The 21,795-nt window shown below is 65.9% G+C and carries 19 protein-coding genes; 9 read left to right on the plus strand and 10 right to left on the minus strand.

The genetic code is table 11. The features are described 5' to 3' along the window. The first annotated feature begins 22 nt into the window (after positions 1–22). Positions 23–742, plus strand: a complete 720-nt coding sequence (locus ASC75_RS07095) for a hypothetical protein (RefSeq protein ID WP_055972253.1) — start codon at positions 23–25, stop codon at positions 740–742. Positions 743–845: 103 nt separating this feature from the next. On the opposite strand, the gene ASC75_RS07100 is transcribed toward ASC75_RS07095, so the two are convergent. Next, the gene (locus ASC75_RS07100) at positions 846–1,955 is read right to left on the minus strand and encodes a Gfo/Idh/MocA family oxidoreductase (RefSeq protein WP_055972255.1); all 1,110 of its coding nucleotides are present in this window, start codon (positions 1,953–1,955) and stop codon (positions 846–848) included. A 222-nt stretch (positions 1,956–2,177) separates the two neighbouring features. On the opposite strand from ASC75_RS07100, the gene ASC75_RS07105 reads away from it, so the two are divergent. After that, entirely contained in the window at positions 2,178–3,056 is an 879-nt protein-coding gene (locus tag ASC75_RS07105) for a MurR/RpiR family transcriptional regulator (RefSeq protein ID WP_156381138.1), read from the plus strand. A 140-nt stretch (positions 3,057–3,196) separates the two neighbouring features. Then, positions 3,197–5,038 (plus strand): dihydroxy-acid dehydratase, encoded by a 1,842-nt coding sequence (gene ilvD / locus ASC75_RS07110; RefSeq protein WP_055972259.1) that lies wholly within the window; start codon positions 3,197–3,199, stop codon positions 5,036–5,038. Positions 5,039–5,216: 178 nt separating this feature from the next. On the opposite strand, the gene ASC75_RS07115 is transcribed toward ilvD, so the two are convergent. Then, positions 5,217–5,711 (minus strand): hypothetical protein, encoded by a 495-nt coding sequence (locus ASC75_RS07115; RefSeq protein ID WP_156381139.1) that lies wholly within the window; start codon positions 5,709–5,711, stop codon positions 5,217–5,219. Positions 5,712–5,909: 198 nt separating this feature from the next. Beyond that, positions 5,910–6,833, minus strand: a complete 924-nt coding sequence (locus ASC75_RS07120; RefSeq protein ID WP_055972263.1) for a MerR family transcriptional regulator — start codon at positions 6,831–6,833, stop codon at positions 5,910–5,912. Between the two features lie 242 nt (positions 6,834–7,075). Between ASC75_RS07120 and ASC75_RS07125 the strand changes: the two genes are divergently transcribed. Further along, positions 7,076–8,464 (plus strand): pyridoxal-phosphate dependent enzyme, encoded by a 1,389-nt coding sequence (locus tag ASC75_RS07125; protein WP_055972369.1) that lies wholly within the window; start codon positions 7,076–7,078, stop codon positions 8,462–8,464. Next, positions 8,461–9,627: a cystathionine gamma-synthase gene (locus ASC75_RS07130; protein WP_055972267.1), complete on the plus strand. Its 1,167-nt coding sequence runs from the start codon at positions 8,461–8,463 to the stop codon at positions 9,625–9,627. The genes ASC75_RS07125 and ASC75_RS07130 overlap by 4 nt, the downstream gene beginning before the upstream one ends. 261 nt (positions 9,628–9,888) lie before the next feature. Here ASC75_RS07130 and ASC75_RS07135 read toward each other — a convergent pair whose 3' ends face one another. Beyond that, entirely contained in the window at positions 9,889–10,377 is a 489-nt protein-coding gene (locus ASC75_RS07135; RefSeq protein ID WP_055972270.1) for a MarR family transcriptional regulator, read from the minus strand. An 86-nt stretch (positions 10,378–10,463) separates the two neighbouring features. Between ASC75_RS07135 and ASC75_RS07140 the strand changes: the two genes are divergently transcribed. Beyond that, on the plus strand, positions 10,464–11,342 hold the full coding sequence (locus ASC75_RS07140) for an EamA family transporter (protein ID WP_055972274.1): 879 nt from the start codon (positions 10,464–10,466) through the stop codon (positions 11,340–11,342). A gap of 31 nt (positions 11,343–11,373) precedes the next feature. On the opposite strand, the gene ASC75_RS26265 is transcribed toward ASC75_RS07140, so the two are convergent. Further along, a complete protein-coding gene (locus ASC75_RS26265; protein ID WP_055972277.1) occupies positions 11,374–11,619 on the minus strand; it encodes a DUF982 domain-containing protein in 246 nt (81 codons plus the stop codon). 184 nt (positions 11,620–11,803) lie between these two features. On the opposite strand from ASC75_RS26265, the gene ASC75_RS07150 reads away from it, so the two are divergent. Genes ASC75_RS07150 through ASC75_RS07160 form a run of 3 tightly spaced genes read left to right on the plus strand, consistent with a single transcriptional unit; the run spans position 11,804 to position 17,074 of the window. Next, a complete protein-coding gene (locus ASC75_RS07150; protein WP_082496432.1) occupies positions 11,804–12,928 on the plus strand; it encodes an efflux RND transporter periplasmic adaptor subunit in 1,125 nt (374 codons plus the stop codon). Continuing rightward, complete coding sequence (locus ASC75_RS07155; RefSeq protein ID WP_055972282.1) at positions 12,925–13,989, plus strand: efflux RND transporter periplasmic adaptor subunit; 1,065 nt, start codon at positions 12,925–12,927, stop codon at positions 13,987–13,989. The genes ASC75_RS07150 and ASC75_RS07155 overlap by 4 nt, the downstream gene beginning before the upstream one ends. A gap of 1 nt (position 13,990) precedes the next feature. Beyond that, positions 13,991–17,074 carry an efflux RND transporter permease subunit gene (locus ASC75_RS07160; RefSeq protein ID WP_055972285.1) on the plus strand — a complete coding sequence of 1,028 codons (3,084 nt, stop codon included), beginning with the start codon at positions 13,991–13,993 and terminating at the stop codon, positions 17,072–17,074. 18 nt (positions 17,075–17,092) lie between these two features. Here ASC75_RS07160 and ASC75_RS07165 read toward each other — a convergent pair whose 3' ends face one another. The 5 genes from ASC75_RS07165 to ASC75_RS07185 form a co-directional block, all read right to left on the minus strand. After that, a complete protein-coding gene (locus ASC75_RS07165) occupies positions 17,093–17,809 on the minus strand; it encodes an ABC transporter ATP-binding protein (RefSeq protein WP_055972288.1) in 717 nt (238 codons plus the stop codon). Beyond that, positions 17,790–18,554: an ABC transporter ATP-binding protein gene (locus ASC75_RS07170; RefSeq protein ID WP_055972293.1), complete on the minus strand. Its 765-nt coding sequence runs from the start codon at positions 18,552–18,554 to the stop codon at positions 17,790–17,792. The genes ASC75_RS07165 and ASC75_RS07170 overlap by 20 nt, the downstream gene beginning before the upstream one ends. Continuing rightward, positions 18,551–19,561 carry a branched-chain amino acid ABC transporter permease gene (locus tag ASC75_RS07175; RefSeq protein ID WP_055972296.1) on the minus strand — a complete coding sequence of 337 codons (1,011 nt, stop codon included), beginning with the start codon at positions 19,559–19,561 and terminating at the stop codon, positions 18,551–18,553. Before ASC75_RS07175 ends, ASC75_RS07170 begins: the two co-directional genes overlap by 4 nt. Then, positions 19,562–20,425, minus strand: a complete 864-nt coding sequence (locus ASC75_RS07180; protein WP_055972374.1) for a branched-chain amino acid ABC transporter permease — start codon at positions 20,423–20,425, stop codon at positions 19,562–19,564. Positions 20,426–20,488: 63 nt separating this feature from the next. Further along, positions 20,489–21,661, minus strand: coding sequence for an ABC transporter substrate-binding protein (locus ASC75_RS07185; RefSeq protein WP_055972377.1), 1,173 nt, complete (start codon positions 21,659–21,661; stop codon positions 20,489–20,491). Positions 21,662–21,795: the final 134 nt, after the last annotated feature.

A 21,795-nucleotide genomic window follows, 5' to 3' on the forward strand; every position in this document is an offset into this window, starting at 1 on the left:
GGATTTGTGACAGGAGAGGTCCATGGCGGACTTTGCGTATTCCCCACTGGCCGGCGCGACGCCGAACCCGGGACGGCGCGGGCAGTTGCGCCTCGTCGTCGCGGCGCTGGCACTGGTCGGCGCCGTCACTGCGGCGGCGGCACTCGCAGCAATCCTTGCGCCCGGCATCCGCCAGTTGCTGCTCCAGGAGGACGGCATCGTCGAGACGGGGACGGTGATCTTCCTGGCCGCAGCCGTCCTGGGCGCCGCGGCCTCTACCATTCTGCGCGGTGCGCGGTTCGCGGTCGTCCTGGCCGGCCTGATCGGGCTCGCCGAGTTCCTGGACGAGACCAGCTTCGGCTCGCGGCTGTTCGGGCTCCAGCCGCTGCCGCTCTATGGCGGCGGACAGCTCGACGGTTTCCACGACCTGCTGATCCTGGCGTTTCGCCTGCTGCAACAGGTGAGCCACAACCTGGCCTGGCTGCTGGTGGCGCTTGTGCTCGCCTTGTCGGCCGGGCTGGTGCTGTTCGCGGCACGCCAGATCGCGCGCAACATGGCCGGGACGACGGGCTGGCTGTCGGGCCACGCACTGCTTTTCCTGCATGTCGGCTTCATCGGCCTGGCGCAGGCGATCGACATCGCGGCATCGTCACGCGCGCTCTCGGCGGTCGAGGAGGTGCTTGAGATGAACACGGCGATCTTGCTGGCGTTTTATGTGGTGCAGGCGGGGTGGGGAAGAGCTTCCGCGAGACCCTCATGGTGAGCCTGTCGAACCATGGGGGTCCTGGCCCGCAGAATGGGATGCCTAGCGCCCTCGTGGTTCGACAAGCTCACCATGAGGGCTACTGAGGCGTAGAGCGTACGCCCTACCTCACCTTCACCCACTTCTGCTCCGCAAACGACTGCGCCATGGCATGCACCGTACGCTCGATCTCAAGCCCCTCGTCGAAGTCGATGACGCGCGCCGGCTGCCCCGCGATGCGGGCGAGGAGTTCGCGGCATTCGATGGTCTTGAGGTCATTGAAGCCGAGGCCGTGGCCGGGGGCGGGGATGAACTTGCCGTAGGGCTCGTGCACGGGGGCGGCGAGGATGGTGCGGTAGCCTTGTTCGGTCGCACGATCCGAAGTGACGTAGAGCTGGATCTCGTTGAAGCGCTCCTGGTCGAAGACGATCGAGCCCTTGGAGCCAAAGATCTGGACCTGGATGCGGCCCTTGCGGCCCCAGGCGGAGCGGTTGACCAGAAGCGTGCCGGAGACGCCGTTTTCGAGGTGGATCAGGCTGGAGGCGATGTCGTAGGTCTCGACCGCGCGGCGGCCGCCGCCGGCGACCTGACGGTCGGGATAGGGCTTGGCCATGTCGCACATGACCGAACCGACGCGGCCGAACAGGGCCGATATCAGCGACAGCGGATGGACGGCGAAATCGTCGAGCGCGCCGTAGCCTGACTTGGCTTCGTGCTTCCAGAAGAACGGGGCCTCGGGGTCGGCCATGAAGTCCTCGTCCATCTCGACGCGGAGATGGTTGACCTCGCCGATGATCTTTTCGTCGAGCAATTGCCTGATGTGGCGGATGGCCGGGCTCTGGATGTAGTTGTAGCCGAGCACTGCGGTCTTGCCCGACTTGCGGGCGGCCGCCGCCATGGCCTCGGCCTCGGCGAGCGTCGGCGCCATCGGCTTTTCGCACCACAGGTGCTTGCCGGCCTCGAGGATGGCGATGGCCATTTCGGGGTGGAACTGGTTGGGCGTGGTCAGCGAGATTACGTCGACCTCGGGGTCGGCGACGACGGCGCGCCAGTCGCCCGACGCCTTGTCGAAGCCGAGTTCGGAGGCACGCTGCCTGGCGAGATCGGCGTTGGCCTCGCCGAGATGGACGAGCCTGACTTTCGCCACGTCGCCGAACACCGTGCGCACCGAATTCCACGCCAGCGCATGGCACTTGCCCATGAAGCCGGTTCCGATAAGACCTACACCTGTCACTTCACGCACTCCCGGTTTATAGGACTACGCATTCCGAGGCATCGGAATGCGGCGAATTCCTTGTTGTCGGAGCGTGATCCGGTCCACGAGACCGGTTCCCACTTTTCGGGATCATGCTCATGGCGGACTGAATAGTCGAATTTTGGCGAAAATGGAACATACAGTTCATTTTATTTGGACAGCCCGTGGGCGCGGCGTTATGGTGGAATAGGCGGAGGCGGAATGGACGAGATGGCGGATACGATTTCGGAGGCACTGCCGCGCGATTTCGAGGCATTGCGGGCGCTGATCCTCGATCGCCGCGAGAGCCTGCCCAAGCGCATCGCGCAGGTGGCGGCCTATGCGCTCGACAATCCCGACGAGATCGCCTTCGGCACCGCCGCCAGCATCGCCACATCGGCGGGCGTGCAGCCGTCGACGCTGATCCGCTTTGCCCAGCATCTCGGCTATGACGGCTTCACCAGCCTGCAGCAGGTCTTTCGCGAGCGCTTGAGGGAGCGGACGACCTCCTACGAAGAACGCCTGACCGTGGTGCGCGGCGATGCCGACGAAGGCACCTCCAACCGCCGCATCGTCGACGGTTTCCTCGCCGCCGCCAGCAAGTCGCTCGACGTGATGTCGCGCAATCTCGACGACGAGACGCTGGACCGCGCCATCGACATCCTGCACGGCGCCGAGACGATCTACATCCTGGCCCGCCGCCGCTCCTATCCCGTCGCCAGCTACATCGCCTATGCGCTGGGCAAGCTCGGCGTGCGCAGCCAGCTGATCGAATCCGCCTCCGGCCTGAGCCCCGAGATCATTTCGTTTGCCAGCTCCAGGGACGCAGTGATCGCCATCAGCTTTTCGCCCTATGCCTCGGCGACCGTCGAGGAGGCACGGGTGCTGTCGGCCAACAACGTGCCCGTCATCGCCATCACCGACAGCGCGTTCTCGCCGCTGGCGCAGTTCGCCAAGGTGTGGTTCGAGGTGGCGGAGGCCGATTTCGGCGGCTTCCGCTCGCTGGCCGCGACGATGGCGCTGGCGATGGGCCTGACGGTCGGCGTCGCCGAACTGAGGCGCGGCCGCAAGGGCAAGAAATCAGCCAGCTCCAAGGGTTGAACCGCCGCCGGGCTGCGCTGGGCGCATGGCAGCTTCCCGCTGCCGGCATGCCAGAATGGCGTTCAGGCGGAAAATGGTTGACGCAGGGGCGATAGTGGCTCAATCCCACTGTTAGCCATCTATTGTATGAGAGAGCCCCCATGCCTGCTTATCGTTCGCGCACCACCACTCACGGCCGCAACATGGCGGGCGCCCGTGGCCTATGGCGCGCCACCGGCATGAAAGACACCGATTTCGGCAAGCCGATCATCGCCGTGGTGAACTCCTTCACCCAGTTCGTGCCGGGCCACGTCCACCTCAAGGACCTCGGCCAGCTCGTCGCCCGCGAGATCGAGGCGGCCGGCGGCGTGGCCAAGGAGTTCAACACCATCGCCGTAGACGACGGCATCGCCATGGGCCATGACGGCATGCTCTATTCGCTGCCGAGCCGCGAGATCATCGCCGACAGCGTCGAATACATGGTCAACGCGCACTGCGCCGACGCCATGGTCTGCATCTCCAACTGCGACAAGATCACGCCCGGCATGCTGATGGCCGCGATGCGCCTCAACATCCCCGCGGTGTTCGTCTCGGGCGGCCCGATGGAAGCCGGCAAGGTGGTGCTCGGCGGCAAGAACGTGGCGCTCGACCTGGTCGACGCCATGGTCGCCGCCGCCGACGACAAGGTTTCCGACGAGGACGTCAAGATCATCGAGCGCTCGGCCTGCCCGACCTGCGGCTCGTGCTCGGGCATGTTCACGGCCAATTCGATGAACTGCCTGACCGAGGCGCTCGGCCTGTCGCTGCCCGGCAACGGCTCGACGCTGGCGACGCATGCCGACCGCAAGCGGCTGTTCGTCGAGGCAGGACACCTGATCGTCGACCTGGCACAGCGCTATTACGAGCAGAACGACGAGAGCGTGCTGCCGCGCAGCGTGGCGTCGAAGGGCGCGTTCGAAAACGCCATGGCGCTCGACATCGCCATGGGCGGGTCGACCAACACCGTTCTGCACATCCTGGCCTCCGCCCATGAAGGCGAGATCGACTTCGACCAGGACGACATCGACGCGCTGTCGCGTAAGGTGCCGGTGCTGTGCAAGGTGGCGCCGGCCAAGCAGGACGTGCACATGGAAGACGTGCATCGCGCCGGCGGCATTTTCGCCATCCTCGGCCAGCTCGACAAGGCCGGCCTGCTGAACCGCGACCTGCCGACCGTGCACACGGCGACGATCGGCGAAGCCATCGACCATTGGGACACGTCGCGAACCAAGAGCCAGGCGGTGCGCGACTTCTTCCTCGCCGCACCCGGCGGCGTGCCCACCCAGACGGCTTTCAGCCAGGACCGGCGCTGGGACGAGCTCGACACCGACCGTGAAAACGGCGTCATCCGCTCGGCCGAGCACGCATTTTCCAAGGATGGCGGCCTGGCCGTGCTGAAGGGCAACATCGCGCTCAACGGCTGCGTGGTGAAGACCGCCGGCGTCGACGAGTCGATCCTGAAATTCTCCGGCCCGGCGCGGGTGTTCGAGAGCCAAGATGCGTCGGTCAAGGCGATCCTCGCCAACGAGGTCAAGGCCGGCGACGTGGTGGTGATCCGCTACGAGGGCCCGAAGGGCGGCCCCGGCATGCAGGAAATGCTCTACCCGACCAGCTACCTCAAGTCGAAGGGCCTGGGCAAAGCCTGCGCGCTTCTGACCGACGGCCGCTTCTCGGGCGGCACCTCTGGCCTGTCGATCGGCCACGTCTCGCCGGAAGCGGCGAATGGCGGCACGATCGGGCTGGTGCGCGAGGGCGACATCATCGACATCGACATCCCCAACCGCACCATCAGCCTGCGCGTCGACGAGGCGACGCTCGCCACCCGCCGCGCCGAGCAGGACGCCAAGGGCTGGAAGCCTGTGGAGGTGCGCAAGCGCAAGGTGACCAAGGCGCTGAAGGCCTATGCCGCCTTCGCCACCTCGGCCGACCGCGGTGCCGTGCGCGACCTCGGCGACTTCGAATAAGTTTTCGCTGATACGAATGCAAAGGGCCCGCATTGCGGGCCCTTTTTTGTTTGGCGCCATCGACGGGATCGCAGGCCAATAAGCGTCACAGCATTTCGATTTCATCGCAGTTGGTATTGCCATTCGAAGGTCCGCGCCCATCCTCGGTCCATGGGGAAGACGGATGTCTGCTGCGTTGCTATCTGGGCCAAACCCACAGCGTTTTTGAGTTCTGGATCGTCCTATTGGCCCCCGATAGATAGATCCCACGAATAGCCCTAATCGCCGTCCAAACGAAACCTAACCAGCCTATCTGGCTAACGAAGCTGAACTTCATTTGATACTGCGCCGCTTCCAACGGAGTTGTCGGGCTCATTCGGGATACGAGGAGTATCCAGATGACGCACAAAGCAAGCAGAATGATCAACGTGACCGAAGTAGTCCGATACTGAAACTGGTAGTGGCTTTGCTCGAACCCGACCGGCTGGCGGCTACGTTTCCGAGCTATAAAATGGGCGACAATCAACAATGGGAAGAAGACGCCTCCGACAAGAATGAAGGCATAATTTCTGGCGACCACCGAACTGTTGGCCTCGGCTCTGATTGGCGTGTCTGAGGTGCTCATGTTGTTCCCAACGATTGGACCAAGTGAAGCACAGCTCGACACCAGAATCCATGCAATGACAGCAGTCATCGCGTATTCTCCTCCCGCACTGGCAATCGAGCGAAGTGGCAGACTGTTCGGAAGAAGCGCAGTTCGACTCGTTCAGGCGACGAGTTGAGGACGCGCTCACGACAGAAGGCACCCAGCCAAACGAACACGAAGGGCCCGCCGCGCGGGCCCTTCGTCGTTTAGCGGGCCGTGTTCGATCAATGCTGACCCTGCGCCAGATCAGAACGCCGCGCCCATCGCCGCGTTGATCCAGCTCCATTCCTCGCTGATGGTGTCGGGCTGCCGGTCGCCCCTGAGGATGCGGAGCAGCTCGTAATAGCGGGCCGAGCGCCCGTGGTATTTGCGATACTGGTTGTCGTGCCACTCCAGGAACGCCTTGTCGGGTGTCCTGTTCATCGCCTTGGCCGAGCTTTCGAGCCAGTCGCGGGCAATTGCCTTGCCTGTATCGGAGTCCGGCTTCTTGCCTTTGCCGATCGCCTCGCGGACGCGGGCGAAGGTGGCGTTGGAGGCCTCGGCATAGGCGGCGGGATCGAACTCACCGTTCCACATCGTCGCCATTCCCTTGCGCAGCTCGGCGACATATTCCTTGTCCGAGACGAAGGCCATGATCTCGGTCCAGGCGTCGACCTGTTCGGGCGTGGGATCGTCTGGCAGCTCGGGCGTCGAGGAATCGATCATCTGCTTTCTCCATTCCGGCGACACGTTGGCATCGGCGGCGGCAGCGTCGAAGAAACCCTCGATGGCGGCGCGGAATTCGGTCTGGGAGAGTTTTGTCACGGTCCATATTCTCCTGAGGTCGTCTGTTGTCGGGTCGGGGACCCGGATGGCCGCCCTGAGGGCGGCGGCGACACGGCGCTTGGACTTGATTTCCGCCTCGAGCGCCTTGAGCCTGAGCTCCAGCACGGCCGAGATGGCGAGGCGGTTCGACAGGATCTTGCCGATTTCGGCGAGGCTGACGCCGGCGTCGCGCAAGGCGAGGATAAGGCCCAGCCGTTCGAGGTCGGCACCCGAATACATGCGGTAGCCGCTCTCCGCCCTGATCGTCGGGGGCAGAAGTCCCCTGTCGGAATAAAAACGGAGCTTTCGAACGGTGATGCCGCTCAGCTTCGAAAGCTCGCCGATGGTGTAGATCCTGTCGTCCATGACGACCCCTTGTAGGTGCTCCACCAGGTGGAGAGTCAACAACGCGTGAGGACGAAACCAGTTTGCCTGCGAAAGGGAACTCGCCGGCCTCTCACGGAATTTCCTTCTCAGGCATCGGCCGGAAACGAAATCGCTTGCCTTTGTTCGCCGGGGTTGCCGCCGGTAAATGCGGCCAGATCCGGCGGATGCCCCGCCCGGCGAGATGCGCTATGTTCAGCTACCTGCACGAGGGAGACGCCGCCATGAGCCGCCTGCACCCGCCCTTCAGGTCCGTGCTCGATTTGATCGGCGAAACGCCGGTCGTCGAGCTGACGCAATTCGACACCGGGCCCTGCCGGCTGTTCATCAAGCTCGAAAGCCAGAACCCCGGCGGTTCGATCAAGGACCGCATCGCGCTGTCGATGATCGCGGCGGCCGAGCGCGAGGGCAAGCTGAAGCGCGGCGGCACCATCGTCGAGGCGACCGCCGGCAACACCGGCCTGGGCCTGGCGCAGGTCGGCATTCCCAAGGGCTACCGCATCATCCTTGTGGTGCCCGACAAGATGAGCCGCGAAAAGATCCAGCACCTGCGGGCGCTCGGCGCCGAGGTGCGGCTGACGCGCTCGGACGTCGGCAAGGGCCACCCCGAATATTACCAGGACATGGCCGAGAAGATCGCCGCCGAGATCCCCGGCTCGTTCTACGTCAACCAGTTTGCCAACCCGGCCAACCCTCAGGCGCATGAAACGACGACCGGCCCGGAGATCTGGGACCAGCTCGACGGCGACGTCGACGCGGTGGTGGTGGGCGTCGGATCGGGGGGCACGCTGACCGGGCTCGGGCGGTTCTTCGCAAAAGTTTCGCCGAAGACCGAGATGGTGCTGGCCGACCCCGTCGGCTCCGTGCTGGCGCCGCTGGTCAAGACCGGCAAGATGGAAGAGGCCGGCAGCTGGACGGTGGAAGGCATCGGCGAGGACTTCGTGCCGCCGAATGCCGACCTTTCGCTGGTCAAGAAGGCCTATTCGGTCAACGACAAGGCAAGCATGCTGGCGGTGCGCGACCTGTTGGCCAAGGAGGGCATCCTCGCCGGATCGTCGTCGGGCACGCTGCTGTCGGCCGCACTTCGCTACTGCCGCGAGCAGAAGACGCCGAAGCGGGTGGTGACCTTCGTCTGCGACAGCGGCAACAAATACCTGTCCAAGGTGTTCGACGACTTCTGGCTGGCCGAACAGGGGCTGGCCGAGAAGGAGCAGCACGGCGATTTGAGCGACCTGGTGGCGCGCTCGCATCGCGAGGGCGGCACGGTGTTCGTCGGCCCGGAGGACAATCTGCTCACCGCCTATGGCCGGATGCGGCGCGGGGACGTGTCGCAGCTGCCGGTGCTGGAGGACGGCAAGCTCGTCGGCATCATCGACGAGGGCGACATCCTGTCCAAGGTCGACGGACCCTATGACAGCCGCTGGAACCGCTTCAACGCGCCGGTGTCGACGGCCATGGCCAAGGACCTGCACACGCTGCAGGCCAACCAGACGCTGGACGCGCTGCTGCCGATCTTCGACCGCAACGAAGTGGCGATCGTGTTCGACGGCGACGAATTCGTCGGGCTGATCACCCGGGTCGACCTCATCAACCATCTCAGGCGGACAAAATGACGACGCAGAAGAACAGGCTGGCATTTTCGACGCGGACCATCCATGGCGGCCAGAGCCACGACCCGACGACGGGCGCGGTGATGGTGCCGATCTACGCGACCTCGACCTATGGCCAGCAGAGCCCGGGCGTGCACAAGGGTTTCGAGTACGCCCGCAGCCAGAACCCGACGCGCTTTGCCTTCGAACGCGCCATCGCCGACCTCGAAAGCGGTTCCGCCGGTTTCGCGTTCGCCTCGGGGCTTGCGGCGATCGGCACGGTGTTCGAGCTGCTCGACAGCGGCGCGCATATCGTCGCCACCGACGACATCTATGGCGGCACGTTCCGCCTGCTGGAACGGGTGCGCAAGCGCTCGGCGGGCTTGCAGGTGAGCTTCGTCGACTTCACCGACCTCGCCGCCGTGGAAGCCGCGATCCGGCCGGAGACGAAGATGCTGTGGGTGGAGACGCCGACCAACCCGCTGCTGCGCATCGTCGACCTCGAAGGGGTGGCGGCGCTGGCCAAGCGCAAGGGTATCCTTTCGGTCGCCGACAACACCTTCTGCAGCCCCTACCTGCAGCGGCCGCTTGAACTCGGCATCGACATCGTCGTGCATTCGACGACCAAATATCTCAACGGCCATTCCGACATGGTGGGCGGCTGCGTGGTGGTGGGCGACAACAAGGACCTCGCCGACCAGCTGAAGTTCCTGCAGAACGCCATCGGCGCGATCTCGGGGCCGTTCGACAGCTTTTTGGCGCTGCGCGGCATCAAGACCCTCGCGCTGCGCATGGAGCGGCATTCGGCCAATGGAGAAAAAATCGCGCGCTGGCTGGCAGGCCGCAAGGACGTTGTGCGGGTGATCTATCCCGGCCTCGAAAGCCATCCGCAGCACGCGATTGCCAAGGCGCAGATGTATCATTTCGGTGGCATGATCTCCGTCGACCTCGACCGCGACCTTGCGGGGACAAAACGTTTCCTCGAGAGGACGCAGCTGTTCACGCTGGCGGAAAGCCTGGGCGGGGTGGAGAGCCTGATCGAGCATCCGGCGCTGATGACGCATGGCTCGATCCCGGCGGAGAAGCGCGCCGAGATCGGGATCTCGGATTCGCTGGTCAGGCTGTCGGCGGGCATCGAGGACGGGGACGACCTGATCGCCGACCTGGAGCAGGCGCTGGCGGGGTGAGTTTCACCGACGCTGGTTTGGTGAGCTGGAGCTGCCCCTCACCCTTACCCTCTCCCCGTAAACGGGGCGAGGGGGACGTCAGCGTTGAGCCTGATCCTTCATCGCCCTTCTCAAAAAGCCCGTTGCCCCTATGAGGGCGCAGGCATTGCGGCCAGCCTTCTTCTCCCCGTCCTTACGGGGAGAAGGTCCCGGCAGGGGATGAGGGCAGCGCAGCGACTGGCGCCCATACCGGGGACGCTGCGGCTCTTGCCCTGCCTTGCCTCACTCGCTCTCGAAACCGACAAGAAACTTGCTGAGCAGCGCACTCAGCACGGCGCGCTCTTCCGGGGCGAGCTTTTCGACGATGCGCGTCTGGGTCGCGACATGGTCGGTGACCGCAGCGTCGATGATGGCAAAACCCTTGTCGGTCAGTGAGACGATGAAGCTGCGGCGGTCGTCGGGGTTGAGGCGGCGCTCGACGAGACCCGCCTTTTCCAGCTGGTCGACGCGATTGGTCATGGTGCCCGAGGTGATCATCATCGCCGCCGAAAGATCGCCCGGCGAGAGCGCATGGGGCGGGCCGGAGCGGCGCAGCGTCGCCAGAACGTCGAAGCTGGCATAGTTCAGACCGTGGGCCGCAAAAGTCTTTTCCATCTCGCGGCCGAGATGCTGCGACACACGGTTGAGGCGGCCGATCAGACCCATCGGCGCGACGTCGAGGTCGGGCCGTTCGCGGTTCCACTGGGCGAGAATGTCGTCAACGCGATCCATGGCCAAGCTTTCGGGAAAAATTCTCTTGACGTCAAGAGAACATAGGATATCTTGACATCAAGATTATTGATGTGGAGATAAATCCCATGTCCCGGAACACCGACCTGCTGCTGACGGCCATCGCCCCCGCCATCTGGGGCAGCACCTATATCGTGACGACCGAGTTCCTGCCGGCCGGCTATCCGCTCACGGTGGCGCTGTTGCGCGCCCTGCCCGCCGGCCTGTTGCTGCTGTTGCTCGTGCGGCAGTTGCCACAAGGCATCTGGTGGGCCCGTGTGCTGGTGCTCGGGGCGCTCAACTTCTCGGTCTTCTGGTGGCTGCTGTTCGTCGCCGCCTACCGCCTGCCGGGCGGCGTCGCGGCCACTGTCGGCGCGATCCAGCCGCTGATCGTCATCCTGCTTGCCCGCGCTTTGCTCGGCTCGCCGATCCGCCCGCTGGCGATCGTCGCAGCGCTTGCCGGCATGGCCGGCGTGGCGCTGCTGATCCTGACGCCGAATGCGGCGCTCGATCCCATCGGCATCGCCGCCGGTCTTGCCGGTGCCGTGTCGATGGCGGCAGGCACGGTGCTCAGCCGCCGCTGGCAGCCGCCCGTGTCGCCGCTGACCTTCACCGCATGGCAGCTGACCGCAGGCGGCCTGCTGCTCCTCCCCGTCGCCCTGTTGCAGGAGCCGTCGCTGCCTTCGCTGACCATGTCCAACCTGCTCGGCCTCGCCTGGCTCGGCCTGATCGGCGCGGCACTGACCTACATATTGTGGTTCCGGGGCATCGCCAAGCTGGAGCCGTCGGTGGTGTCGCCGCTTGGCTTCCTCAGCCCGATGACCGCCGTGATCCTCGGCTGGTCGGTGCTCGGCCAGTCGCTGAGCGCAGCGCAGATCCTCGGCATGGTGGTGGTGCTCGGCAGCGTCTGGCTGAGCCAGCGCCCCCAGCAGGCCAAGCCCGCCCCGGCCAAGCTCGCCACGGCCTGACCCTGATCGCGGCCGGGAAGCCGGCGATGGCTCAGACCTGAATGCCGATCTCGTCGGCCGCGGCGACGAAGGCCCGCCGGGCCGCCTCGCGCGTGCGGGTGCCGGCCAGCGCGGCGGAGACGATCTCGACCGCCTCGCGGTAGAGCGGGCCGCTGCGCTTGGAATGCGGCCAGTCGACAAGCGCCTCATAAGCGCCCTTGACGGTCGTGACCTCGCGCTGGGTGCTTTCCGGCCCGATGCGGATCTGTACTGGACTGTCGAAAAGCAGGCGATCCATGGCGACCTCCGAGGTTGATTGCGACCAACAGAACGCTCGGGAAATGTACTGGTTCCCAGTCCATGGCGCCTGCGCAGGATCACAAAACGATGACCGACGCCCGTAGCCGCCCGGAACACGTCTTGCCGTTGCCGGATCGCAATCTCCGTCGTAGCCTGTGGGGGAACGATTTTGGGGGATGTACATGACTTCCGCGAACCCGAACCCGTCAGGCACGCATGGCAGGACGCCTGCCCGCGCCCATTCGACCTCCTCGTTCGTCCTTCTTGCCCTTTGCCTTTCAGTGCCGCTGGCCGCCTGCCAGAAGCAGGAGGCGGCGGAACGGCTGCCGGTAGTAGTCCGCGCAGTGGAGGTGAAGCTGTCCGACTTCGCCCCGGCCACGTCGCTGACCGGCGTGATCGCCGCGCGTACGCTCAACAGCCTGTCGTTCCAGGTCGGCGGACGTGTCTCGGAACGAGCCGTCGATGTCGGCCAGCGCGTGGCCAAGGACATGGTCCTGGCCAGGCTCGACCCACAGGAGCAGCAGTCCGACGTGCGCGCGGCACAGGCCAGCCTGGATTCCGCCGACGCACAGCTGCGTCAGGCATCTGCGGCGTTTGACCGGCAGAAGACGCTGCTTGCCCAGGGCTTCACGACGCGGCGCGAATATGACCTCGCGGAGCAATCGCTGCGCGTGGCGCGAAACGGGGTCGAGGCCGCGCAGAGCCAGCTTGCCAATGCGCGGGACCGCCTGGGCTACACCGAGCTGAAGGCCAGCGCGTCCGGCGTGGTTACGGCGAGGACGATCGAGGTCGGCCAGGTGGTTCAGGCGGCGCAGACGGTGTTCACCGTCGCCGAGGACGGCGACCGCGACGCGGTGTTCAATGTCGACGAGGCCATGGTCGCCCGTACCCCGGTGGCACCGGCGGTCAGGATATCCCTGATCTCCGACCCCAGGATCGAGGCGACGGGCCAGGTGCGCGAGGTGTCGCCCGCCGTCGACCCGGCCTCCGGCTCGATCCGCGTCAAGGTGGCGGTGCCCGACACGCCGGCGGAAATGCCGCTCGGCGCGGCGATCACGGGCACGATCACCGCCAAGCCGCAGCAGGCCATCATGCTGCCGTGGCAGGCGCTGATGTCGGAGAACGGCAGGCCCGCCGTGTGGACCGTCGATCCCGGCACCAAGGCGGTGGCGATGGTGCCGATCGAGGTGCTGTCGTTCGCCTCCGGCGTCGTCGTCGTGTCGAAGGGGCTGGAAGCGGGGCAGACGGTCGTCGCGCAAGGCGGCCAGTTGCTGAGCCCCGGTCAGGTGGTGGAGGTGACGCCATGAGGCCGCCCTTGCCAATGGCCATGATGGCCGTGCTGGCACTGGCCGGCTGCAGCCAGGAACAGGCCCCTCCCGCCGAAGTCATGCGTCCGGTGCTGTCGGTGGTCGTCGAGCCGCATGCACGGACGGTGCAGGGTTTCGCCGGCACCATCCAGCCGGAGTTTTCCGCCGACCTCGCCTTCCGCCTGCTGGGGCGGCTGGTGGCACGCGATGTCGGCGTCGGCGACCAGGTGACCAGGGGAACGACGCTCGCCGCCATCGACCCGCTGGCGCTTGAGCTGTCGATGCAGTCGGCCCGCGCCGACCTGTCGACCGCCGAGGCGCAGTTTGCCAACGCCTCGGCGAGCGAGGAACGCCAGCGCACCCTGCTCCAGGAATCCAACACCTCGCAGGCGGTCTACGATTCAGCCAAGCAGGCGCTCGATTCGGCCGCCGCCAATGTCGAACGGGCGCGCGCCGCCCTTGCCAAGGCAGAGGAACAGCTCGGTTATGCCCGGCTGTTCTCCGATTTCGACGGCATCGTCACCGCCACCGGCGCCGAAGTGGGGCAGACGGTGTCGCCCGGACAGATGGTGGTGACCGTGGCGCGCTCCGACGCCCGCGAGGCGGTGGTGGACGTTCCCGACCAGATGGCGGGCGAATTGAAGGAGGGCGCCGAATTCGAAGTGTCGCTGCAGTCGGCGCTGTCGCTGCGCACCAAGGCGCATGTCCGCGAGATCGCGCCGCAGGCCGATGCCTCGACCCGGACGCGACGGGTGCGGCTGGCGCTGACCGAGCCGCCGACAGCCTTCCGGCTGGGGTCCACGGTCACCGCGATCCCGGTATCGAAGGCCGACGAGGCGATCGACCTGCCGCTGTCGGCGCTTCTGGAGAAGGACGGCAAGAGCTTCGTCTGGGTCGTCGACCAGGCAGCGTCGACCGTCAGCCTGCGGGGTATCGAGGTCAAGGAAAAGGACGGCGCCAGCTTCACCGCCGGCGGCATCGAGGCGGGCATACGCGTGGTGACGGCAGGCGTGCACAGCCTCCAGGAAGGCCAGAAAGTCAGGATCGACGAGGGGGCATAGCGTGAAGGGCTTCAATCTTTCCGACTGGGCACTGAGCCACCGCTCGATGGTCTGGTACTTCATGCTGATCTTCACGATCGCCGGCGTGTTCGCCTATCTCAACCTCGGCCGCGAGGAAGATCCGAGCTTCACCATCAAGACCATGCTGATCCAGGCCAACTGGCCGGGTGCCTCGGTCGACGAGACGACGCGGCAGGTGACCGACCGTATCGAAAAGAAGCTCGAGGAGCTGGAAAGCCTGGACTTCAGCCGCAGCGTGACCACCGCCGGCCAGACGATCATCTTCGTCAACCTCAAGTCGACGACCAAGGCGCGCGACGTGGCGCCGACCTGGGTGCAGGTCCGCAACATGGTCAACGACCTGAGGCCGAATTTCCCGCAAGGGGTGCAGGGGCCGTTCTTCAACGACCGCTTCGGCGACGTGTTCGGCAATGTCTATGCCTTTACCGCCGACGGGCTGTCGATGCGCCAGCTGCGCGACCATGTCGAGACAGTGCGCACCCGCATCCTGACCATTCCGAACGCCGGCAAGGTGGAGCTGATCGGGGCGCAGGACGAGGTCATCTACCTCGAATTCTCGACCCGCCAGATCGCGGCGCTCGGCCTCAACCAGCAAGCCATCGTCGCCAGCCTGCAGGCGCAGAACGCGATTGCGCCGTCGGGGGTGATCCAGGCCGGGTCGGAGCGCATCGCGGTGCGCGTCGGCGGCCAGTTCACCTCGGAGGAGAGCCTGAAGGCGATCAACCTCAGGGTCAACGACCGCTTCTTCCGGCTGAGCGACGTCGCCACCATCAGCCGTGGCTATGTCGACCCGCCGACCTCGCTGTTCCGGGTCAATGGCGCGCCGGCGATCGGGCTGGCCATCGGCATGAAGCCCAACGCCAACCTGCTGGAATTCGGCGAGGCGCTGAAGGAGCTGATGCACGAGGTGACCGGCGAACTGCCGATCGGCGTCGGCGTGCACCAGGTCGCCGACCAGCCGGCCATCGTCGAGCATGCCGTCTCCGGTTTCACGCGGGCGCTGTTCGAGGCGGTGGCCATCGTGCTCGCCGTGTCGTTCATCAGCCTGGGCATACGCGCCGGCTTCGTGGTGGCGCTGTCGATCCCGCTGGTGCTGGCGATCACCTTCCTGGTCATGGCCTATATGGGCATCTCGCTGCAACGGATCTCGCTCGGCGCGCTGATCATCGCGCTCGGCCTGCTGGTGGACGACGCGATGATTGCGGTCGAGATGATGGTGGCACGGCTGGAGGTGGGCGACTCGCTGCGGAAAGCGGCGACCTATGTCTACACCTCGACGGCGTTTCCGATGCTGACCGGCACGCTGGTGACCGTCGCCGGTTTCGTGCCGATCGGACTGAACAGCAGCCAGGCCGGCGAATACACCTACACGCTGTTCGTGGTCATCGCGGTGTCGCTGCTGCTGTCGTGGATCGTGGCGGTGCTGTTTGCGCCGTTGCTCGGCGTCACGCTTTTGCCGGCAACGATGAAAAAGCACGACGACCGCCCGGGGCGCGTTGCCGCGGGCTTTTCCCGCATCCTCAATTGGGCGGTGCGCCGTCACTGGCTGACCATCATCGCGACCGTGGTCCTGTTCGCGCTGTCGGTGGTCGGGCTGACCTTCGTGCAGCAGCAATTCTTCCCGCCGTCGGACCGGCCCGAACTGATCGTCGACTGGAACCTGCCGCAGAACAGCTCGATCGCCGAGACGCGCGCCGAGATCGAGCAGTTCGAGAACGTCGCCCTCAAGGGCAACGCCGACATCGACCACTTCAGCTCCTACATCGGCCAGGGCGCGGTACGCTTCGTGCTGGCCTATGACGTGCAGCCGGCCAACCCGTATTTCGGCCAGACGGTCATCGTGACCAAGGATCTCGAGGCGCGGCAGAGGGTGCAGCCGGCGATCGAGAAGATCCTGCGTGAGCAGTTCGTGGGCACCGACGCCTTCGTCAAGACGCTGGAGCTCGGCCCGCCCGTGGGCCGGCCGGTGCAGTATCGCGTCAGCGGTCCCGACGTGCAGGCGGTACGGACGCTGTCGCAGCAACTGGCGGGCGTCATCTCCGCCAATGCCAAGCTGCAGGCGCCGAGCTTCGACTGGAACGAACCGTCGCGGGTGCTGAAGGTCGAGGTGCTGCAGGACAAGGCACGCCAGCTCGGCATCACCTCCGAGGATATCGCCAGCGCCATGAACAGCGTGGTCGGCGGGGTGGCGATCACCCAGGTGCGCGACGCGACCTACCTGATCAATGTGGTGGTGCGGGCCCAGGACGTCGAGCGCGGCTCGATCGAGACGCTGCGCAACCTGCAGATCCCGACCGGCAACGGCGAGGCGATCCCGCTCGCGACGGTCGCCGACTTCCGCTACGAGCTGGAACAGCCGACGATCTGGCGGCGCAGCCGGATGCCGACGATCACCGTCAAGGCCGGCATGGTCGGCAACACCTTGCCCGACACCGTGGTTGCCGAGCTGAAGCCGGCAGTCGAGGCCTTCGCCGCCAAGCTGCCGGCGGGTTATGCGGTGGCGACCGGCGGCTCGGTCGAGGAAAGCGCCAACAGCCAGGGTCCGATCGTCGCGGTCGTGCCGATCATGCTGTTCATCATGGCGACGGTGCTGATGATCCAGCTGCAGAGCTTCCAGCGGCTGTTCCTGGTGGTGGCGGTGGCGCCGCTGGGGCTGATCGGCGTGGTGGCGGCACTGGTGCCGACCGGACAGCCGCTCGGCTTCGTGGCGCTTCTCGGCGTGCTGGCGCTGGTCGGCATCCTGATCCGCAACTCGGTGATCCTGATCGTGCAGATCGAGGAGCTGATCGCCACCGGCACCGACAAATGGCACGCGGTGATCGAGGCATCGGAACACCGCATGCGCCCCATCGCGCTGACGGCCGCGGCGGCATCGCTGGCGCTGATCCCGATCGCGCGCGAGGTGTTCTGGGCGCCGATGGCCTATGCGATGATGGGCGGCATCCTGGCCGGCACGGCGATCACGCTGCTGTTCCTGCCCGCACTCTATGTCGCCTGGTTCAGGATCAAGGAGCCAAGCGAGGCAACACCGACGACCGAGGCGGCGGAGGCCGCAGCCGGGTAGCCGGAGCCTTTCGGCAGCTCAGTGCAGGCCGCCGACGCCGAGCAGCTTTTCCACCACCTCGGGCCGGGCGGACAGCTCCGCCGGCGTGCCGGACCAGGCAACCCGGCCACGCTCGAGGATGATGGCGTGGTCGGCGAAATCAAGCGCGCTCTGGATGCGCTGCTCGACCAGGACAACGGTCATCTCGCCGCCGGAAGCCAGATTCGAGAACGCGGTCATCAGCTCCTCGCAGATGACCGGGGCCAGCCCCTCCAGCGGCTCGTCGAGCAAGAGCACTGTCGGCTTGCCGAGGATGGTGCGGGCGGTGGACAGCATCTGCTGCTCGCCGCCGGAAAGCTGGGAGCCGAGGTTCCGGCGGCGCTCCTTGAGCCGCGGGAACATCTGGTAGGCTTCCTCGATCGCCGACCGGTCGCGGCCCTTGAGGCCGACGAAGAGGTTTTCCTCGACGGTCAGGGAGGGGAAGATGCAGCGTGCCTGCGGCACGTAGCCGAGGCCGCTGCGGGCACGAGCAGAGCTTTCCTGGCTGCTGAGATCGGTGCCGCCGAGGCGGATCGAGCCGCCATAGCGCCTGGTCTGGCCGGCGATCGTGGCAAGCAGCGTCGTCTTGCCCATGCCGTTGCGGCCGAGCACGGCCAGCCGCGCGCCGGCCGGCACGGAGAAGCTGACGCCCTCCAGGACCCGCGTCGGGCCGTAACCGGCGCTCAGGTCGGCGACTTCAAGCGGCGCTGCGGTCATTGGCGTAGCTTCCGAGATAGGCTTCGCGGACACGGGCGTCCCTGGTGACGTCCGCTGGCGAGCCGTCGAAGATGATGGCACCGGCGGCGAGCACGATGACGCGCCTGGCGAAGCGGAAAACGAGATCCATGTCGTGCTCGATCATCAGCACGGCAAGGTCGGCGGGCAGGCCGGCAAGGGCGGCCTCGATGCGCGGGGTGTCGCTCTGCGGCACGCCGGCAGCCGGTTCGTCGAGCAGCAGCACCTTGGGCCTGAGCGCCAATGCCAATGCGATCTCCAGAAGGCGCTGCTGGCCATAGGCGATCTCGGCGACCTTGCGGGTGGCGATGTGGTCGAGGCCGAGTGTGCGCAGCAATTCGGCGACCTCGGCCATGACGTCGGGCTTGGCCTGGTAGTGGCCGAAGATCGCGCCGGTGCGACCGGTGCGCTGCATGACGGCGAGCGCCAGATGCTCCTCCGGGGTCATGTCGGGAAACAGGCGCGTGACCTGGAACGAACGGACGAGGCCCTGGCGGACACGCAAGGTCGGGCTAAGCGAGGTGACATCGTTGCCGCCGAGCAGGACCTTGCCGGAATCGGGTTCGAGATGGCCGGTGACGAGATTGACGAAGGTGGTCTTGCCGGCGCCGTTGGGGCCGATCAGGGCGACGCGGTCGCCCGGATTCATGGTGATCGACACGTCCTGCGTGACGGCAAGACCGCCGAACGCCTTGTTGAGGTTCTGGACCTGGAAGACCGCAGTCATTTGCCCGTCCTCCGGAAACGATCGACAAGCGCGAGCGCCGTGCCATAGAGGCCACGCGGCGCAAACAGCACCACGGCGATCAGAAGCGCGCCGACGATGGTGAGCCAGTGGAACGGATTGGCGGCCGAGACGAAATCCTCGAACCACATGAAACTGACGGTGCCGATCAGCGCGCCATAGAGCGAGCCGGTGCCGCCGAGGACGAGCATCACCAGCGCTTCGGCCGAGAGCGTGAAGCTGAGCGAATCGAGGCCGACGACCTGGGTCGAGATGGCGTTGAGCGCGCCGCCGACTCCCGCCACGGCGCCTGAGATGACATACATCTTGAGCAGCGTGCCCTGCACCGAAGCGCCCATGGCGCGGATGCGGATCGGATCCTCCTTGATGCCGCGGCAGAGCATGCCGAAGGGCGAACGGGTGATCAGCCGCAGCACGACGAAGGCGATGACGACCAGCGCGACGGCAAAACCATAGGCCGTGCGGCCCCAGAGGTCGAAGGCGAAGAGGCCGAACACCGGATCGGGCGCAATGCCGGACAGGCCGTCGCTGCCGCCGGTATAGGCGGAGGCCTTGTTGGCCGCCTCGTGGAACAGATGGACGACGGCGATGGACAGAACCAGTTGCGCCAGCCCATGGCCGCGCAGGATGACGGCGCCGGAGACGACGCCGGCTACGGCACCGCCGACGGCGCCGACGACGACCATCAGCAGCGGATCGGTGATGCCGAAATGCACGGCGGCGATGCCCGAGGCGTAGGCGCCGGCGCCAAAGAGTGCTGCATGGCCGAGCGTGGCCACCCCGCAGAAGCCGGTGACCAGATCGATCGACAGCACCAGCAGCGCCACGCCGAGGATGCGGGTCAGCAGCGCCAGGTTGTTGGGGAACAGGAAATAACCGATGGCGGCGACGGCCAGGATGACGGCGAGGCCGAGCAGGTCGCGCATGAGCCAGTTCGCGCGCGCAGCTGCCTCAGGCTTCGCAGATGAGGTGGTCTCGATGGCAGCCATCTAGCTTCTCCTGCCGAGAAGGCCGCGCGGGAAGACGCAGACGATGGCGATGACGGCGAGGTAGAAGAAGAACTCGCCATATTCCGGCAGAAGATAGCGGCCGGTGGTGTCGATGGCGCCGAGCAGCAGGCAGGCAAGCAGCGCGCCGGGGATGGAGCCGGCGCCGCCGACCGAAACGACGACGAGGAAGGTGACCATGTAGCGGAGCGCGTAATAGGGCTCGATGGGAAGCAGCTCGGCGCCGACGATGCCGCCGAAGGCGGCGAGGCCGACGGCGACCGCGAAGCTGACGGCATAGACGATCCTGGTGCGCACGCCGAGCGAGGCGGCCATGGCGGCATTGTCGACCGAGGCACGCAGCTTGACGCCGAACGAGGTCCGTTCGATCAGGTACCAGAGCGCGCCGGCAACGGCGACGCCGCAGGCGATGGCGAACAGCTTGTGGGCGGCGATCGAGCGGAAGCCGAGATCGACCGGACCGCGCAGCGCCTCGGGCAGCGGGATGGTCTTCAGCGTCGGGCCGAAGACGTAGTTGGCGATGCCGATGACGCAGAAGGTGATGCCGATCGTCATCAGCACCTGGGTGAGTTCGGGCGCGCCGTAGATGCGGCGGTAGAGGAAGCGCTCGACCGGGACGGCGATGATGATGGTGCCGACCACCGCGGCGAGGATCGCCACGCCATAGCCGAGACCGAGCGTCTGGGTGGCATAGGAGGCGATGTAGCCGCCGATCATGGCGAAGGCGCCATGGGCGAGGTTGACCACGCGCATCAGGCCCATGGTCACCGAAAGTCCTATCGAGATGACGAACAGCACCATGCCATAGGCAAGGGCGTCGATCCCAACGCTGAGAACGGTTTGCATCGTGTGATCCAGCAGCAGCCCGGACGCATCAGGCATCCGGGCCCTGTCGTTGGCGTAACGCTGTTACTTCAGGGCTGCAAGGCCGGGGTCGCCCTGCTTTTCGAAGGTCGCGATTTCCTTGTTGTAGAAGGTGCCGTCCTCGGCCTTGGCGACCTCGCGCAGATAGATGTTCTGCGTGATGTGGCGGCTCTCGGCATCGATCGACACCGGGCCGCGCGGGCTTTCCCAGGCGAGGCCCTTGACGGCGTCGACCGCCTTCTGGGCGTCCTGCTCGCCGCCGGTGGCCTCGATCATCTTGTAGATGACATGCATGCCGTCATAGGCGCCGACCGAGGGGAAGGACAGTTCGGCCGGGTTGCCGATGGCCTTGCGGGCGGCCTCGACGAACGTCTTGTTTTCGGCCGAGTCGTGCGACACGGCGTAGTGGAAGGTGGTCAGCAGTCCGGATGCCGCCTCGCCGAGTGCCGGCAGATCGGACTCCTGGGTCAGGTCGCCGGGGGCGAGGAACTGCACGCCTGCCTTGGCAAGGCCGTTTTCGTTGTAAGCCTTGACGAAGCCGAGCGTGGTCGGGCCCGACGGCAGGAAGGCGAACACCGCATCGGCGCCCGAATCCTTGACGCGTTGCATGATCGGGCTGAAGTCGTTGGTCGACAGCGGCATGCGGACGGAATCGACTATCTCCCCGCCTTCGGCGGTGAAGGTGGTCTTGAAGGCGTTTTCGGAATCGACGCCCGGGCCGTAGTCGGAAACCACGGTGATGACCTTCTTGACGCCGCGCTCCCTGGCGACCCTGGCCATCGGCGCCGAGGTCTGCCAGGTGGTGAAGGAGGTGCGCACGACCAGCGGGCTCTTGGTGACGATGGCCGAGGTGGCGGCGTTCATGACGACCAGCGGCACGTTGGCCTGTTCGAGAAGCGGGGTGACCGCCATCGCGTCAGGGGTGAAGTAGAAGCCTGCGAGATACTGCACGCCTTCCTTGACGACCAGTTCCTGGGCCAGCGCCTTGGACTGGGCCGGATCGGCGGCCGGCAGGTCGCGGTAGACGATCTCGATGTCGTCGTCGCCGACCTTGGCGCCGTTGAGCGCGATCCAGGCGTCGATGCCGGCCTTGAAATTCTTGCCCTGGATGGCGAACGGGCCGGAGAACGGACCGACGACACCGACCTTGATGGTGTCGGCGAAGGCGGTGCCGGAAAGCGCAAGTACCGCCAGGGCGGCCAAAACAGACTTCTTCAATTTTTCCTCCATCTGGACGAGCCGGCACTGTCGCGCGCGCCGGTCCCGGTATGTCCGTAGCCAAGTGTCATGTTCGAAACGGTAATGTAAAATGAAAAGAATCGCTCAATCTATAACCTGACAGATATGTGACC

The organism is Aminobacter sp. DSM 101952, from assembly GCF_001424795.1.
Lineage (GTDB): Bacteria > Pseudomonadota > Alphaproteobacteria > Rhizobiales > Rhizobiaceae > Aminobacter > Aminobacter aganoensis.